Origin of the sequence: Petrotoga sp. HWHPT.55.6.3 (assembly GCF_002895495.1) — a bacterium.
Lineage (GTDB): Bacteria > Thermotogota > Thermotogae > Petrotogales > Petrotogaceae > Petrotoga > Petrotoga mobilis.
This window is the reverse complement of the sequence record NZ_AZRJ01000014.1, coordinates 61,290-77,470: the sequence shown is the minus strand read 5'-3', so window position 1 is coordinate 77,470 and position 16,181 is coordinate 61,290. Positions and strand designations below refer to the sequence as shown.

The window sequence follows — 16,181 nt, the reverse complement described above, 5'->3', positions numbered from 1 at the left end:
GTTTTGAAAAAAATTTTTATATTTTAAAACTTTCAACCAACCCTTTTAACTCTGTGGCTAATTCACTCAACTCTTTTGCTTCTTCGTTTATTCCTACAGCTTGGTTTACTTGTTCGTCTATTACACTTCTTGATCTTTCTAGTTGTTCACTTATTTCTGTTACCGCTTTCGCTACCCTGTCCATCGCTGTGCTCATCTCTTGTGCACTTGCACTTTGTTCTTCTGCACTTGCAGTCATGTTTTCTATCCCTTGGTTCATCCTTTCTATCCTTTCTTTTATCCTGTTGAAACTTTGTTGTACATTCACCATCTTTTCGTTTATTTCTCCTATCGTTCCTACTACCTTGTTCGTCGATTCGTTTACTTTGTTCGTTCCTTGCGTTATGTTGGTTAGTATCTGGGATATTTCATCCGTTGCATTTCTTGATTCTTCTGCTAACTTCCTTATCTCATCCGCTACTACTGCAAAGCCTCTTCCTGCTTCTCCTGCCCTTGCTGCTTCTATCGCTGCGTTTAGTGCCAACAGGTTCGTTTGTTCCGTTATCGAGTTTATCGTTTCTACTATACTTTGTACGTTCTTGGCGTTGCTTGCAAGTGTTTCTACTTCTTTTTGACTTTCTTTTGTCCTTTCTACCGCTTCTTTCACCGCTTGACTTATACTTTCTATCGTTTTGCTTCCTTCTTCTGCAGCTTTACTTGTTTCATCTGCTTCTTCACTTAACCTTTGTGCGTCTTGGGATACTCCTTGTGCTGCCCTTGCTACTTCGTCTACCCCTGAGGTTACTTCTTCTACGTTTCCTGCCGTTTCTTCTGCATTTGTTTGTATCTTGTCCATCTGGTTTTTGAGTTCTTCTGAGCTCTTTCTACTTTCTTGTGATGATTGCGTTAGACTTTCTGATGCATTTTCTACTTTGTTTGATGCTTGCATTATTGAGCCCATAGATCTTCTTAGTTCTTTACTCATTTCTGATAGAGCGTTAGCCATCTGCCCTATTTCGTCTTTGCTTTTGCTTTCAAAGTTTACCGTTAGGTCTCCTTCTGAAAGCTTTTCAACAGTATTTGTTAATCGTTCAATTCTGTTTCCGAATTGTTTTCTAAACAAGTAAGAAACAGCAATAATGATAATGATTAGAATTAACAATATAAACGTAACGTTTCTGATGATTTTATTCAAGCCTAAATCTAATTCAAAATTTATTTGTTTCGGGGTTAATGAAGGTAGTTCAAAAGATGTTTGTAAAGGAATATTGATTGATGTCTCTAATGTTTGGAATTCTTTTGCAATTTGAAGGTATATGCCATCGAATTCATCTGTTTGGAAATAAAAACTTCTCAAAGGTTTATTGATTATTTCTTCACTGATAAATTGTTCATTTAATTTACTTTCATTTAAAGAAACTTCCTCTTCTGGTAAATTTGAATAAAGAACGTTGAAATCTTTATTGAATAAAGTTATGTATGCGTCTAGAAGTTTCGATATTTCCAACAATTTTTGATTGTCAAATTCTTCTAAGACCACTAGAAACCCATTTACCGTGTTTGTAGCGATAGGATCGACTACTGGAAAAATTCCGATAAAATAAGGTGTAGAATTGAATGACTTAGTTTCTATAACCGGAGTCATATAACCAATGTCTAGGATTTTTTTAAATTGGTTATTTAAAAAGTCTTCGATATTCAAATCTTTTGTATATTCATATCCTTTTAAATAGGTTTCAGCCTTTTTTTGTACTTTATACGATGTATTTCTTGAAGTAATTTCCAAACCACTGCCACGCGTATCAGGAGTGTTCATAATCCAAAGTTGCATCCCGTTGTATTGCTGGGATGTTACGTAAGGTTCAAGTAAACTGTATCTTTCAATCAAAGAAATAGATTTTGAAGCGATTTTCTCTTGAATACTTGGAATAGAAGCTATCATTTTTCCTGATTTCTCAAGTGAATTTTTTTCAGTATCTATAAAATTAATGAAAACGTGACTTAAGGTTTCTAAAGAATTATCAAAAGAATCTGTATAATTTTTTTCTAACTGTTCGGAAAATTGTGCCTCTATGGTGTCTATTTGATTTGTTAAATAATCGTTGTATTGGTTTAGTTGTTCTTGAATTAAAGAGTTATATTTATTAATTTGATCTAAATAATCCTGATTTAAAGACTCAATCAAGGCAGATACTTGTGCCTCGTTTTGTTCAGAACTTTTTTGAATAGCATTGGTAATGTATATTACAAAAAATACACTTGGTATGAGAGCGAAAAGAATCAACATAATTCCTATCTTGTTACCGAATTTGTTAAACCAATGAACTTTAGATAAGTCCAATTTTTTCACATGGATTCCCCCTTCGTGGAAGCGTTTTCTTCAAAATTATACCATATCAAAAGAAAATAGTAAACTAAACTGATAAAAAAGAATTTTATTGCTTATTTAATACAATGTTTTGATAAATGAAAAAATTATAAGTTATAATTAACTAAGTATAGAAAATTTTGGAATGACTAAACTTTAAAAATATGATTTTGATTGTAAAAGGATTATAAGGCCAATTGTATGTTTTGAAGAAAGTTTTAGAGTTTCTAAAGAAAGCATACTTAAAATCACGAGGAGGAATAAGCATATGAAATTAGAAGATAAGATGTTGAATGCCCTTAACGAACAAATAAACAAAGAAATTTTTTCTGCGTACCTCTATTATTCGATGGCAGCATATTTTGATTCAATCAATTTAGAAGGATTTGCTAATTGGATGAAAGTACAAGCAAAAGAAGAGCTTACTCATGCCCATAAGTTGTATGACTATATTTACGACAAAGATGGTGTAGTAGAATTAGGTAGTATCGAAAAGCCGAAGAAAGGATGGGGAAGCCCCTTAGAAGCTTTTAATGATGCATATGAACATGAACTTTCAGTTACACAATCTATCGACAAGTTGGTTGATTTAGCCATAGAATTAAACGATCATGCAACTCAAAGTTTTCTACAATGGTTTGTAAACGAACAAATAGAAGAAGAAGCTAATACAAAGAAGATTGTAGATACCTTGAAAATGATTGGTGAAAACAAAACAGCTTTGTTCATATTCAATAGTCAACTTGGTAGTAGGCAATGAAATAATTTAATAAAATATAGACTGTTATAAATAAAAGGGAGTTTACTCCCTTTTATTTGATAGGTTTTTTAAGCTTTCCAGTACATCTAAAACATGATCTTTTACTTTTACATTTTCCCATACTTTTTTAATTGTTCCATTTGGATCTATCAGAATTGTTGATCTAACAACTCCCCAATTTTCTTTACCGTAATTCTTCTTAAGTTGCCAGACGCCGAATTTTTCAAGAACGGAATGTTCGGGGTCACTTAGTAAAATCACTTTTAAATTATGTTTTTCTTTAAAGTTTGAATGTTTTTCTACAGTATCGGCACTCACTCCCACTATTTGGCAATTATATTTTTTGAAATCCTCTAAGTAGTTTGAAAAATCAACTGCTTCTTTAGTACAACCAGGAGTGTTATCCCGTGGATAGAAATAGAGTACAAGCCAGTTTCCGATAAAATCCCTGCTATTAATCTGATGACCGTCAGAATCTTTGAGTGAAAACTCTGGTATTTTATCGCCTATTCCAAAATTAAGATATTTCATTTTAAGCATCCTCCTTTTTTAAAAGGCGAATCCACAACGTTTGTTTCTAATTTAAAAATAATAATTTGAGTGTAAAAAATTGAGTTCTAAATGTCCGAAATTTGTAAAAATTTTAATGTCTTAAGAAACTCAGAGATTTTCCTCAAACCATTGTTTTAAGGGCAAAAATAAAATCAGCCTTTTTGTCTATACGAAGAGAGATACTTATTCCTCAATTTTATAGCTTCTTCTTCTGGCAGGATAGAAATATTACCAATTTTTAGGGCTTCAATATAAATTTGAGCTGTTTTTTCAGCAACTATTGAAGCTGTCAATGCTTCTGTCTCGTTTGCTCCCACAGTGACTAAACCATGATTTTTTAATATTACTGCGTTATTTGTTCCTAGAGCTTTTACTGCATTGTGAGCTAACTCCCATGACCCTGGTTCTCCATATCTTGCTACATTAATTTTTTCACCACAGATCATTATACCATCTTCGATTAAGGGTGGAATAAACTCCTTAACAATCGATACTATGGATGAATATATAGGATGCGTATGTAAAACGCAATTCACGTCGCTTCTGTTTTTGTAAATAGCTATATGAAGTTTGTACTCCGAAGAAGGTACTCTGAATCCTTCAAGAACTCTACCCTCAAAATCTATTATTGTAACATCTTCATCGACCATTTTTTCATATGGGTACCCTGATGGAGTTATATAGATTTTGTTTTCGTCTTTTAATGAAACATTTCCCCAGGTTCCTTTCACTAATCCCTCTTGTGATATTTTTTTGCATAATTCCACTACTTTGTTTTTAATATTCATTATTTAATAACTTTCTTGAGAAAGTTTTAGACCCCCTTTTTATAAGTTTTTCAACTGTCTCTGAAACTTTGAAACCTACTTTTAACAATGCTTCTAGAATCCAAAAATTTTTAAAATACCCCCATCATTCTAAGTTACATACAATCTGCTTTAGCTTCCCTTTAAGTTTTTTATTTCCTGTTTGTGGAATGAATGGATAAGTTTATTTAGAAAGCCATGACATACATTACTAATAAATGAGTTACCCACAATGCTAAAGCTATGGATATTTGTATTTTAATAACTCGATACTTATCTTTCATTTCCAAAAGAGCCGCAGGAACGATATTAAAATTAGCTGCCATAGGTGTCATTAAAGTTCCGCAATAACCTGCAGACATAGCCAGAACAGCTATTGTTGATGGATCTGCCCCGTGGATTTGGATTACAATTGGTATCCCTATTCCAGCAGTGATAACTGCAAATGCAGCAAAAGCGTTTCCCATAATTATCGTAAATAGAGCCATTCCAAATGCATAAGCAAAAAGTGCCCAAAATAGATTCTGAACTGGGAATATAATTTCTATCCAACTAGCGATTATTTCCCCAACTCCTGATTGATTGAACAAGGCTCCCAATGCTCCTAAATAAGGTGGAAGAACCAGGGCCCAACCAATTGCATCGCTAGTTGATCGTCCAGAGTCTAATATATGATCAAATGTTTCTCTTGGAATATACAATCTATTTAATATTAATGCAATAACACTTCCAAATCCTAAACCAATTAAAGGATTCCATCCAACCACAGCGAATAAAATCGCAACACCTGAAATAGTTAGAATGGGAATTAATAATTTGTTCCCAAGTTGTTTTCTTCTTTTTTCTTTAAATTCTTTTGAGGTATTGAAGTAGGTACCTTTTCCTATCTTTCCTATACCTGCATCAATTGCGATTACGACAACCAAAATACCAGAAATGACGGGGGGTAACCATTTCCCAAAAATAAATAAAATAGCTAATATTATCCAAAAAATCATAGTTCCCACCTTTTGTTGGTGTTTTTCATCTTTCCAAGTTAGATATGCGTAATATAGTAAAATCAATCCAATTACAATATAGAAAATTTCTAATGTATTTGTGGAAGAGAAGAATTCTTTCATTATTTGCTCACCCCTTTGAATCGTCTATCTAGGATCATAAAGTAAATAAATCCATAGATAGCTGCAACTATAGCCATAGGAATGGCAGCTTTTGCTAAACTAGTTAAATTTAACTCAAAGCCCATTTCACCCATAACTCCTTGAATTAACAGTAGTCCAGCTGAGGCAGGAAAAACGTTTTGTGCAAAGAAATTTCCTATATTTTCTGAGGCAGCTGTCATGGCTTTTATTTGTTCTTCATCATCCTCATTAATTTCAGCCTCTCCTATAGATCCTCTTGCCATCGGATAAATTAAAGGCCTTACGAATGCTGCATGTCCTCCTATTCTTATGCCTATTGCCACAAAAACCTCTCGTATAAGTTGGTAGATATAAGCTATTCTTCCAGGAGTAGCTGCTCTTAATTTAGATATTAAATGCCCCATTTGTTCCATAAGACCATGTCTTTCGGTGATCCCGATAGCAGGTAACATAATTAAAAATAGAATCATAGTTCTATTAGCAATAAAAGATGAACCAATTACCTCAAGAATCTGCACTACACTTAATCCACCTAATAGTCCAGAAACAAAACCACCTAAAAGAACAGATATAAGAGGATTAATGTTGAATTTACTTCCCAAAGCTAAACCTAAAACAACGATTAAAACCCCTAAAATAGGCAACCAAGTCATCTCTAGACCCCCTTTTTAAAATATAAAAGTTATAATTTTATAGTTTTTTGAATTGCTATCTTCACTGCTTTTACCTGTAAGTCTAACGGCAGGCAAGGTATATTTTGACCATTTGTGAGAAATTTTTCAACAACTTGTTCTGGTAGATAAGGAACGTGAATAAAACCTGTCTTAATGGGAAATCCGAATTTTGCAGAGTGATACAAACTTAAATACATAACTTCGTTGCAGACGTACAATCCGGCAGTATTAGAAACAACAGAAGGGATTCTCTCCTTTCTTAATTCGTTAACTATTTCTTTTATAGGTAGTTTAGAAAGGTAAGCTGTTTCCCCATCTTTTCTTAATTGTTCGTCTTTTGGTTGATAATTTTCATTATCGGGGATTCTAGCGTCCATCAGATTTATAGCTACTCTTTCCAAGCTTATACTGCTCCTACCACCCGCTAATCCTAAGTGAATTGAGATATCAGGTTTATGTTCCTCCAACAACTCTATTAAGATCTCATCGGCTTTTTTGAACACAACAGGTAGGACCTTTGTAACTATTGAAACTCCTTCAAACTTTTCATTTGTTAGGGAGTCGATAATTTTTTCTGTTGGATTTATTTTATCGCCCCCAAAAGGTTCAAAACCAGTAACTAATACTTTCATAAAATATGACCTCCTTTTTAAATTTTACGTACTGTCTTTTGCAACTCTAAAACATCGATTAGCGGCCCTTCACCCTGCTCCCCACCCCACAGTAAGCCCACATGACATTTGGATAAAGGAATTTCCACTCCTTTCATATACAAAAAGCGGACAAGAGTCCGCCCATTATTCGTATTAATTATATCATTTTTTCTTTTGAAAAGAAATAAAAGCCTCTTTCCAGATATCATGTTCTTTTGGCTCAAAACATTGAAATTCGAAAGATCTTTTTATTAAGTCCCGTGCTTCCTCAAAGTTTTTTACAAGTTCCAAGGCGTATAACTGAGAGACTAAGTTTCCTACGGCTGTTCCTTCAATAGGGCCAGTTAAAACAGTTAGTCCTGTTGCATCCGCAATGAATTGACAAAGTAATTTATTTCTGGTTCCTCCACCTACCACATGGATCCTTTTAAACTCGATTTCCAATATCTTTGATAGTTTTTCTTTAACTTCATTTACTTTGAAGGCAATCCCTTCCAACGCCGTTCTTATAACTTGAGATGTTTCATTTAAAACGGTATCGTTATCTTTTATAGATTGTTGAATTATTGCCTGTATCATGTCTTGAGGGTTTTGTAAAGAAGGATCATCTACATTGATATAAGAAGAAAATGGTTTTGCGTTCTGTGCCATTTCTGTAATTTTTTGATAAGTATCGCTATTATCCGGCAAGTTGAGACTTTTTATAATACCTTGGATTAACCACATTCCTGTTACGTTTGCCAATATTCTAAAAGATCCATCCAAGCAACCCTCTGCGGCTAAATTGTTTTCCATGAGTTCTTCGTTGTAGGGGACCTCATTAACAATGGCACCAGTCAAGCACCATGTTCCTAAGCTAATGAACATGGTATCTGAGGGGTCTGAAGCAATTGCGGAATATGCGGACCCTGTGTCGTGACTGGCTGGAAGAATTACATCTATGTTTGAATTGTTATTTAAAACATCTATTTTTATTTTACCGATTTTTGTACCGGCAGGTACTATTTCAGGTAATATATCAGGAATGTCAAACTTTTTCATTATTTCATCGTCCCATTTTCTTTTTCTATGATTATAAATTTGAGTAGTTGTAGCCATTGTAAAATCAATAGCTTTTTCACCTGTTAAAAAATAATTTAGCAACGAAGGGATCATCAATAGGTCTTTTGAGATTTTGACAAAATCTGGAGCATATTTTTGGTAGGCTAATATTTGGTACAATGTATTGAACGGTTGAAACTGTGTTGGGGAGTGTTCATATATCCATTTCTTGCCAACCTTTTCTATTGTCTCTTGCATTGTATTCGTTTTAAACATATTTCTGTAATGAATTGGATTGTTTATTAAATAACCGTTTTTGTTTAAAAGTCCGAAGTCCACTCCCCAACTATCTATACCTAAAGACAGTATCTTTTGATCATTTTTTTGAGCTATGTGAATGCTCTCAATTATATGATCATACAGATTCAAGATATTCCAATAAGATATTCCATTTATTTCAACCGGGGAGTTTGAAAAACGGTTTACTTCACTCAAGATAAGTTTGTCATTCTGTATGTTACCTGCCATTACTTTTCCACCTGACGCTCCGAGGTCGATAGCTAAGTGTAGATATTTCAAAATTATCACCTTTTCTTTGAAAATTTTTTTAGAATAACTTCCCTGGGTTCATAATGTTATTAGGGTCAAGCGTTTCTTTTACCTCTTGCATCCATTTGTACTGTTTTGGTTTTGTCTTTTTTAGTAACTCCTTTTTTATGAACCCTACTCCATGTTCCCCGCTTATGGCTCCACCCATTTGGGCAGCTTTCATCGCTATTTTTCCAAGTATCTCTTCCGATAAGGTTTTCCATTCATTTGGTGGAAGATTTTTTGGTTTTAATGGTGCAGGATGGAGGTTACCATCAGCTGCATGTCCTGCCACAGGAATATCTATGTTAAACTCGTTGGCTACTTCGTTGATGTATGTCATCATTTCAGGTATCTTCGATGTTGGTACTACGACATCTCCAGTTGGTACATACGGATCTACAGCTTTTAAACTTTCCAACCAGTTCCTTCTCATACGCCATATCTTTTCAGAGTTACTTCTGTTATCTGCTATGAATACGTCTTTTGCTCCGTTCTTTTGTAATGCTTTGCCACCTTTTTCGTACAATTCTTCAATCTCTTGCAAGCTCGTTGCTTCGTATTGAACTATGAGATAAGATTCTACCTCGTCTTGGTAGGGTAATTTCATTCCAGTGTATTTTGAAGCATAGTAAATGGATTTCTTGTCTATGAATTCTATTCCTGAGGGCAAACTCTTTGTTTCGACCATTAATGGAGCGACATTGCTTATAGCTTTTTCAACACTTTCAAAGGGAACCAGCAAGTCAACGACTTTCCCTGGCTGGGGTATAAGATTTACGTATATCTTTGTGAATATTCCGAGCGTTCCTTCTGAACCTATAAAGAGTTGTAATAGGTTGTAACCACTCGAATCTTTTCTTCTTTTTCCCCCATATTCTACTATCTCACCGTCAGGCATTACTACCTCTAATCCCAATATATGGTGAGATGTGTTTCCATATTTTATCACTTTACTCCCACCTGCATTGGTAGCAACGTTGCCACCAATGAAACTTGTTTCTACACTCATGGGATATCCTGCATAGTATAATCCTTTTTCTGATACAATTCTACATAGATCGTTCGTGACTACCCCTGGTTCAACCACAGCGACTAAATTTTCTGAATCTATTTCTATTATTCTGTTCATTCTCTCAAGGGATATTACTATTCCTCCAAATATCGGTATATCCGCACCAGCCAATCCACTGCCAGCTCCTCGTGGTGTTATGGGGATCATTTCGTCGTTTGCCAGTTTTATTATTTGGGAAATTTGCTCTTTGGTTTCTGGTTTTACTACAACATCTGGCATGTGTGCGTAATACTCTCCACCTGATTCATCGTTTGAGTAACTTTTTAGACTTTCGGTATCATCGTATATCAACAGTGCATCGTTTTTTAATATTTTTCTCAACTTTTCAACGGTATTGGTAGTTACTTTTCTGTATTCACTCATTTTGATCACCTGATTTTATTTCTTTTTCTAACAACGGCAGTATATCCAAAGCATCACATACAATTCCAAGATCAGATACCTTGAAAATCGGTGCCTCTGGGTCCTTGTTTATCGCTATAATATATTTAGATGACGACATTCCAGCTATGTGTTGCACCGCACCAGATATTCCTATGGCTATGTACAGTTTTGGGCTGACCGTTTTTCCGGAAAGTCCCACTTGGTGAGAGTAGTCTATCCACCCCATATCTACTACCGCCCTAGTCGCCCCAACTGCACCTTTTAGTTTCTTTGATATGTTTTGTAAGTATTTGAAATTCTCAGGCTTTTTTAAACCTTTACCACCTGATACGATTACATCAGCTTGCTGAAGTGGTTGTATGCTGGATTCGTCTTTTTTAAATTCTATCCATCTATATTTTGATCGAAAGAGTTCTTCATCGTACTCTATTTTTGTTATTTTCCCTTTCCTGTTTTCGTCTTTAGCTAAAGGTAGTTTCGATTTAGGTCTTACCGTAGCCATCTGTGGTTTTGTTATTGTTTTTATCTTTGCCATCACGTTTCCACCTATAGCAGGCCTTATTTGTATCAGAGATCTTGTTTTTTCTTCTATTTCAAAGTCCGTACAATCAGCTGTTAAGCCCGTATTTAATTTTGCAGCAAGAGCGGGCATGAGAGTTCTTCCCCTTGTAGTTGCAGATGCAAGTATTATTTCAGGTTTGAAATCTTCTACCATTTTTTTGAGTATGTTTGTGTGTACATCAGGATAGAAATGTTCTAGTTTCTTATCTTCAACATAGTATACGTTGTCAGCCCCATATTGAATAAGGCTATCTAAATTCTCCACTTTGTTTGATATTACTACACTTGATAGTTCAACATTCAATTTTGTGGCTAAGTCTTTTCCCCATGATAGTAATTCGTACGATACTGTTTCTATTTTTCCTTCATTTATCTCAGCTATCGTCCATACGCCTTTGTATTCTTGGTTCATGATATCACGCCTTTTTCTTTTAGGAAGTTTGTTATTTTTTCTACCGCTTCTTTTGGGGTTTTTACTACCATCTTTTCACCATTTCTTGATATCTTTGGATAAAATACTTTTACAACCCTTGTTGGAGACCCTTTAAGTCCTAACTTTCCTTCCTCTATTTTCAACTCTTGATTGCTCATTATTCTTATAATACTTTTTTTAGCTTTTAGTTTGTTTTCTAAATTCGGTAGTCTTGGCTCGTTTATTTCCTTTACAACTGTTATTAAAGCTGGTAACTCGGTTTGAATAATTTCATTTCCGCCTTCTATAGCCCTTTGAACGATTATCGTATCGTTTGTTATGTTAATTATCTTGTTGACATAGGTTAGTATAGGAATATCTAACTGTGTGCCAACAGATGGTCCTACTTGACCTGTTTCCCCGTCTGTTGCCCTTTCACCGGCGAATATTATGTCGTAATGTTTGTCTTTTAAATATTGAGTCAGTGTATAAGCGGTTGCTAATGTGTCAGCGCCGGCAAACTTTCTATCTGTTAGTAATACTCCTTCATCACATCCCATGGATATTGCTTCTTTTAGTGCGTATTCTGCTGAAGAAGGCCCCATCGTTACTACCGTTATCTTAGTTTGTGGTGTGCTTTCTTTTATTCTCACTGCTTCTTCGACTGCGTACATGTCCAATGGGTTGAGTTCGGATTCTAATTCACTCCTTATCATTGTTCCAGTTTCCTCATCTATCTGTACTTTGTCAGTGGAAGGTACTTGTTTGACTAATACGCATATTTCCATGAAAAAAAATCTGCAGGGGACTCACCATTTTAATGGTGAGAGGAATGCAGAATCTCTCCTCCTTTTAAGATATTTGATATCCATAACCGTCATTCTTTTGTAGTAATGTAAGATATTTTGGATGTACATCACCAACACCATTTAATAAAAAGCTTGGCCTATGTCGTATTGCAATTCGCCCAATATGGATACCTTTATTTTTCCCTTTTGGTACATTTGCTAAGACTATGTCGCCTGTTTTGTATCCCATATATGTTCGTTCTTTTGGGCGATAACTCTTTGGAAACCCATATTTATCTACAAAACATATTCTACGCATTCCATGACCCATCGCTGTGATTTCTAAGACTTGCATATCTGGTTCGAGTTGAACGTTATAACCACTTTCTCCTACACAAGCTGCATCTATCCAATGTTTTTTGGAATAATTTTGCATCTCACGATTGTATTTTGTCTGTCCACCAGTTCCTACTTCGATAGGTAATCCTTCTTTCTTCAACTGGTTAAACAGATACCAACGTGTAGCATTAACTGATGCTACATCTTTGAGGGGCCCCTTTGCTCTTGCCTTTATTTGGTTCAATTTTTTAGGATTGTTAGCTAGAAACTCATCGATAGATTGATTATTTTTCTTCTGATTGCATTCGTGGCAAGCTAATGTTAGGTTACTTATTCTGTCACTTCCACCTTTAGATTTTGGTACGATATGTTCTATTTCTAACGGTACATTTTCTTTACCGCAATATGCACATTTTCTACCCCATTTTTCGAGGAGATACTCTTTTACTTCATATCCATACAATGTTCCTCGTTGATACTCTACCCCCTTAATCTCTGGATTTTGTAGCTTTTGAGTATCAAAACGGACTAACTCCATTGAAATACTCGTAACTGGAGAAAAACGTCGAATACGTTTAACCCATGTAAGAATGTTTTCTGCACGACTTATGAGACTAGGTGGCAACCAACCTTCCTTTCTCTTCCTATTCAAAAATCGTGGCTTTCGGTATCTTGTTTTTCGATTTCTACGAAAACGTCTTACCCCTCTACGAGTATCTAAATTTTTTTTAATTACATGTCCTCTGTGATAAATCACAGATGCCCAAATAACTTTCTTACCACGTTTAAAATCTGCTACTAAAGCAACTCCAGTATACTTACTGCCAGGATCGATTTTAACCTGTATAGGTTGAGTATCTCCACCTTCACGATCTTTCAGAATAATTGTGAATGGATGGTAACGAAATACTGCTGCTTTCCCTTTCTTCAGTAACTCTCTTGCCCTCGCAGGATGACATGGCATAAGTGGCTGTTTGTTTTTATCTAACACAAAAACTCGTTGTACAGATCTCTTTTCCATGGAAGTTACCTCCCGTTATCCCTTTCGGGTTAAAGTGAGCCTCGCCAATGTTATTCTGGCTTTTTGCGTTCAACACACTGGCTTCAACCCCGTATGCCTGTTTAATGTTGAACGACAGGGCATGGAACTGGCTCCAGCATTCCAAGGTGTCATGACCAGAATAACGTAGTCTTCCAACTTTGCCGTTAAGCTGTTTTCAAACTTAGGCTGGTCAACTCCGAGGCTTTTCGCCTCCGTCTTTAGACGGGGGTTGTTGACTAAACTTGGCTCCTTTTCAATTTTTTATCTTTCCAACAACGTAGGGCCCTTGAGGAATTACCGCTATCTTGGCACGGTGCCCTTTTAATTTTAAAGCGTTTTTTAATCCTTTTTCTAAACTATTGATTTTATTTGAAAAAGTATACTTGTACTCTTCTTCATCTAACGATGACAACATAAAAATGTTTTTCGTTTTCTCTAATACTTGAGTTAACTTTTGGACTTCCCATTGATCGCTTTTGAAAGTTTCTGACGAATCATGGTTTTTTAAAAATTCTTTTATTCCCTTCTCTTTTACTTCTAAAAGCATTTCTTTAAATTCTTTTTTCCCGATGCCATTTTCGCATTTAGAAGCCATTATTATTACTCCATCAGGTTTTAAAATCTCTGAAGCTTCAACTAAACCTTTAATGGTTTGATAAAAGTTCTGGTCTAAAGGATATCCTCCATTTGAGGTTATCACTATATCCACAGGTTCTTCAATTTTCACTATTGAATCATATGCTACCATATTACAACCTATCTCGTGAGCTTGAAAGATATCACCTGCATAAATCCCATTCACTTCATTTTTCCCGTTTAAAGAAACGTTTACTATGAAATCACAGCCAGCCATCAAAGCCACTTCTCTAGCGATTTTATCAACAGGATTATTTTCTAGCTGACAACTTTTTGAATGTGGATCTCCCATTGCCTGAACACCATGAAATACTTTCAAGGTTTCAATGCCAACGATTCCTGGGCAGATTGACTTTCTTCCCCCTGAATATCCTGCCATAAAATGGGGTTCTATTAAACCTGTACAGATCTTTAAGTCCGCTTCTAAATATTTTTTATTCACAATAGCGGGGCAACCAGAAGAAGTTTGCCCAATCTTTTTCAATTGAGTATCATCGTATGCATCGTGATTAATTATTTTTATATTTTCATCCAAAACTTCTTTACCAACTAATTCTTCAAACATACTTTCTGGGACTGGTTCATGTGAACCATTTGCGATTAGGATTGATATATTCTCCTTTTTAATACCACCTAACCTCACGGAATAGATTATATAGGGCAAAATAAGAGAATTTGGTACGGGTCTTGTGGTATCCGAAATAACTATGCAACAGTCTTTTTTCCTTTTAGCCAAGGTTGAAAGAGAAGGGGTGCCAAAAGGAGAACTCAACGCTTTCATCATCTCAATGTCAAAAGCACCCCACACGCCCTTAGCTTCCGACTTTTTTAATAAAGAAACATTTAAATTTTCATCTAAATCTAATTTTTTTACTTCTTTACCATATGGGATTTTAACTCTCATTTTTTCACACCTTCAAAATTATTTCTTGTTAGTGTTGTATTGAATATACAATACATGTGTGTTTAGAAATTCCTCTACACCATGTTTTCCATCGTCTCCACCGATACCAGATTTTCTCCAGCCAGCGTGAAAACCTTGCATGGCTTCAAAATTTTCTCTATTTACATAAGTCTCGCCAAACTTTATTTCGTTTGCCGCTCTCATCATAACGTCTAAGTTCTGAGTGTAAATAGACGATGTTAAACCATACTCACAGTCGTTTGCATACTCAATGGCTTGATCAAGATCCTTGAAAGTAACAATGGGAAGTACTGGACCAAAAACTTCTTTTTGAATTATTTCCATATCTTGAGTACAATTGGCTAAAACTGTAGCTTTGTAATAGTATCCTTTTTCAAATTTATCGTCTTCTCCTCCTGTTAACAATTTTGCTCCTTGATCTATGGCTCTTTTAACAAATCCTTTAACAGATTCAAGAGCGTTCTTGTTGATCAAGGGTCCCATCTCTATATCGGTTTCTTTTAAAGGAACACCGTATTTTGTGTCTTCCATTGCTATAGTCATTTTTTCAATAAACTCATCTGCTACCTTTTCATGCACGTAAACCCTTTCGGCACAGTTGCAAACTTGTCCTGTATTTATTACCCTTGATTGTTTTATATATTTTACCGCATCGTCTAGGTTGGCATCATCCATAACTATTGCAGGAGCTTTTCCTCCCAACTCTAAAGATACTTTTGTAATGTTTTTTGAAGCTAATGCCATTATTCTTGAACCAGCTTCAACACTTCCTGTAAAACTTACCATTCCAACTTTTGGATTGGAAGCTAACTCTTCACCGACAACTGAGCCTCTACCTGTTATCAAATTGAAAACACCTTTTGGTAAACCACTTTCTGCAACTATTTTTGCGAACTCAAAAGCGTTGTTGGGGGTATCTGAACTTGGTTTTACAACTATAGTATTTCCTGTAATCAACGCTGGGGCCATTTTTCTGGCAATTAGGAAAAAAGGAAAATTCCATGGAAGTATCCCCGCAACTACACCAATTGGCGCTTTATATAGGAAAATATTTTCATTTGGTTTGTCGCTTGGGATGATCTCTCCTTCAATTCTTCTAGCCCATTCAGCCATGTAGTCGATGTAATCCGCAGTGAAATTTATCTCAGTTTCGGCTAAACTTCTAATTTTACCTTGTTCTTCCATTAATATTTCTGTTAACATCTTAGCGTTTTTTCTTATGCCATCTGCGATCTTTTTTAAATATTTTGCCCTTTCTATAGCTGGCAATTTTTCCCATTTCTTTTGAGCTTCATATGCTGCATCTATAGCTTTTTTAGTTTCTTCAACCGATGCTTCAGGAACCTCGGAGATTACTTCTTCGTTGGCTGGATTTATTACCTTTATCATTTTACCAGAAACTGACTCTACAAATTCACCGTTTAAAAACAGTTTGTATCTTCTCATTTGTAATACC

Annotated in this window: 14 protein-coding genes; 1 reads left to right on the top strand and 13 read right to left on the bottom strand. The window is 35.3% G+C overall.

From position 1 onward, the window contains the following. Nucleotides 1-16 precede the first annotated feature (16 nt). Nucleotides 17-2,329: a methyl-accepting chemotaxis protein gene (locus X926_RS10310; RefSeq protein WP_233186689.1), complete on the bottom strand. Its 2,313-nt coding sequence runs from the start codon at nucleotides 2,327-2,329 to the stop codon at nucleotides 17-19. Nucleotides 2,330-2,615: 286 nt separating this feature from the next. Between X926_RS10310 and X926_RS05535 the strand changes: the two genes are divergently transcribed. After that, on the top strand, nucleotides 2,616-3,107 hold the full coding sequence (locus X926_RS05535) for a ferritin (protein WP_103065341.1): 492 nt from the start codon (nucleotides 2,616-2,618) through the stop codon (nucleotides 3,105-3,107). Between the two features lie 42 nt (nucleotides 3,108-3,149). Here the strand turns inward: X926_RS05535 and bcp are convergent, their stop codons facing one another. From bcp to aldA, 12 genes are all read right to left on the bottom strand, one after another. After that, complete coding sequence (bcp, locus tag X926_RS05530; RefSeq protein ID WP_103065340.1) at nucleotides 3,150-3,638, bottom strand: thioredoxin-dependent thiol peroxidase; 489 nt, start codon at nucleotides 3,636-3,638, stop codon at nucleotides 3,150-3,152. 173 nt (nucleotides 3,639-3,811) lie between these two features. Continuing rightward, nucleotides 3,812-4,447 (bottom strand): class II aldolase/adducin family protein, encoded by a 636-nt coding sequence (locus tag X926_RS05525; protein ID WP_199171184.1) that lies wholly within the window; start codon nucleotides 4,445-4,447, stop codon nucleotides 3,812-3,814. 206 nt (nucleotides 4,448-4,653) lie between these two features. Next, nucleotides 4,654-5,586 carry a DUF979 domain-containing protein gene (locus tag X926_RS05520; protein WP_103065339.1) on the bottom strand — a complete coding sequence of 311 codons (933 nt, stop codon included), beginning with the start codon at nucleotides 5,584-5,586 and terminating at the stop codon, nucleotides 4,654-4,656. Continuing rightward, nucleotides 5,586-6,260, bottom strand: a complete 675-nt coding sequence (locus X926_RS05515; protein ID WP_103065338.1) for a 5-oxoproline transporter, DUF969 family subunit — start codon at nucleotides 6,258-6,260, stop codon at nucleotides 5,586-5,588. Before X926_RS05515 ends, X926_RS05520 begins: the two co-directional genes overlap by 1 nt. Before the next feature lie 29 nt (nucleotides 6,261-6,289). Beyond that, nucleotides 6,290-6,913: a pyroglutamyl-peptidase I gene (locus X926_RS05510; RefSeq protein WP_103065337.1), complete on the bottom strand. Its 624-nt coding sequence runs from the start codon at nucleotides 6,911-6,913 to the stop codon at nucleotides 6,290-6,292. A gap of 183 nt (nucleotides 6,914-7,096) precedes the next feature. Further along, nucleotides 7,097-8,563 carry a rhamnulokinase family protein gene (locus X926_RS05505; RefSeq protein ID WP_255408261.1) on the bottom strand — a complete coding sequence of 489 codons (1,467 nt, stop codon included), beginning with the start codon at nucleotides 8,561-8,563 and terminating at the stop codon, nucleotides 7,097-7,099. A 19-nt stretch (nucleotides 8,564-8,582) separates the two neighbouring features. After that, a complete protein-coding gene (locus tag X926_RS05500) occupies nucleotides 8,583-10,001 on the bottom strand; it encodes an FAD-binding oxidoreductase (protein WP_103065335.1) in 1,419 nt (472 codons plus the stop codon). Further along, a complete protein-coding gene (locus X926_RS05495; RefSeq protein ID WP_103065334.1) occupies nucleotides 9,994-10,995 on the bottom strand; it encodes an electron transfer flavoprotein subunit alpha/FixB family protein in 1,002 nt (333 codons plus the stop codon). Before X926_RS05495 ends, X926_RS05500 begins: the two co-directional genes overlap by 8 nt. After that, complete coding sequence (locus tag X926_RS05490) at nucleotides 10,992-11,783, bottom strand: electron transfer flavoprotein subunit beta/FixA family protein (RefSeq protein ID WP_103065333.1); 792 nt, start codon at nucleotides 11,781-11,783, stop codon at nucleotides 10,992-10,994. Before X926_RS05490 ends, X926_RS05495 begins: the two co-directional genes overlap by 4 nt. A gap of 64 nt (nucleotides 11,784-11,847) precedes the next feature. Beyond that, nucleotides 11,848-13,143, bottom strand: coding sequence for an RNA-guided endonuclease IscB (iscB, locus tag X926_RS05485; protein ID WP_103065332.1), 1,296 nt, complete (start codon nucleotides 13,141-13,143; stop codon nucleotides 11,848-11,850). 274 nt (nucleotides 13,144-13,417) lie between these two features. Beyond that, a complete protein-coding gene (larA, locus tag X926_RS05480) occupies nucleotides 13,418-14,704 on the bottom strand; it encodes a nickel-dependent lactate racemase (protein WP_103065331.1) in 1,287 nt (428 codons plus the stop codon). A gap of 18 nt (nucleotides 14,705-14,722) precedes the next feature. Then, nucleotides 14,723-16,171, bottom strand: a complete 1,449-nt coding sequence (gene aldA, locus X926_RS05475) for an aldehyde dehydrogenase (RefSeq protein WP_103065330.1) — start codon at nucleotides 16,169-16,171, stop codon at nucleotides 14,723-14,725. Between the last annotated feature and the right edge of the window lie 10 nt (nucleotides 16,172-16,181).

Excerpts from the sequence above, each read along its gene's own strand:
- X926_RS05525 (WP_199171184.1), bottom strand. The coding sequence starts at position 4,447 with ATGAATATTAAAAACAAAGTAGTGGAATTATGCAAAAAAATATCACAA.
- iscB (WP_103065332.1), bottom strand. The coding sequence starts at position 13,143 with ATGGAAAAGAGATCTGTACAACGAGTTTTTGTGTTAGATAAAAACAAA.
- X926_RS05510 (WP_103065337.1), bottom strand. The coding sequence starts at position 6,913 with ATGAAAGTATTAGTTACTGGTTTTGAACCTTTTGGGGGCGATAAAATA.
- larA (WP_103065331.1), bottom strand. The coding sequence starts at position 14,704 with ATGAGAGTTAAAATCCCATATGGTAAAGAAGTAAAAAAATTAGATTTA.
- aldA (WP_103065330.1), bottom strand. The coding sequence starts at position 16,171 with ATGAGAAGATACAAACTGTTTTTAAACGGTGAATTTGTAGAGTCAGTT.
- X926_RS05520 (WP_103065339.1), bottom strand. The coding sequence starts at position 5,586 with ATGAAAGAATTCTTCTCTTCCACAAATACATTAGAAATTTTCTATATT.
- X926_RS05495 (WP_103065334.1), bottom strand. The coding sequence starts at position 10,995 with ATGAACCAAGAATACAAAGGCGTATGGACGATAGCTGAGATAAATGAA.
- X926_RS05535 (WP_103065341.1), top strand. The coding sequence starts at position 2,616 with ATGAAATTAGAAGATAAGATGTTGAATGCCCTTAACGAACAAATAAAC.
- X926_RS05490 (WP_103065333.1), bottom strand. The coding sequence starts at position 11,783 with ATGGAAATATGCGTATTAGTCAAACAAGTACCTTCCACTGACAAAGTA.
- X926_RS05515 (WP_103065338.1), bottom strand. The coding sequence starts at position 6,260 with ATGACTTGGTTGCCTATTTTAGGGGTTTTAATCGTTGTTTTAGGTTTA.
- X926_RS05500 (WP_103065335.1), bottom strand. The coding sequence starts at position 10,001 with ATGAGTGAATACAGAAAAGTAACTACCAATACCGTTGAAAAGTTGAGA.
- bcp (WP_103065340.1), bottom strand. The coding sequence starts at position 3,638 with ATGAAATATCTTAATTTTGGAATAGGCGATAAAATACCAGAGTTTTCA.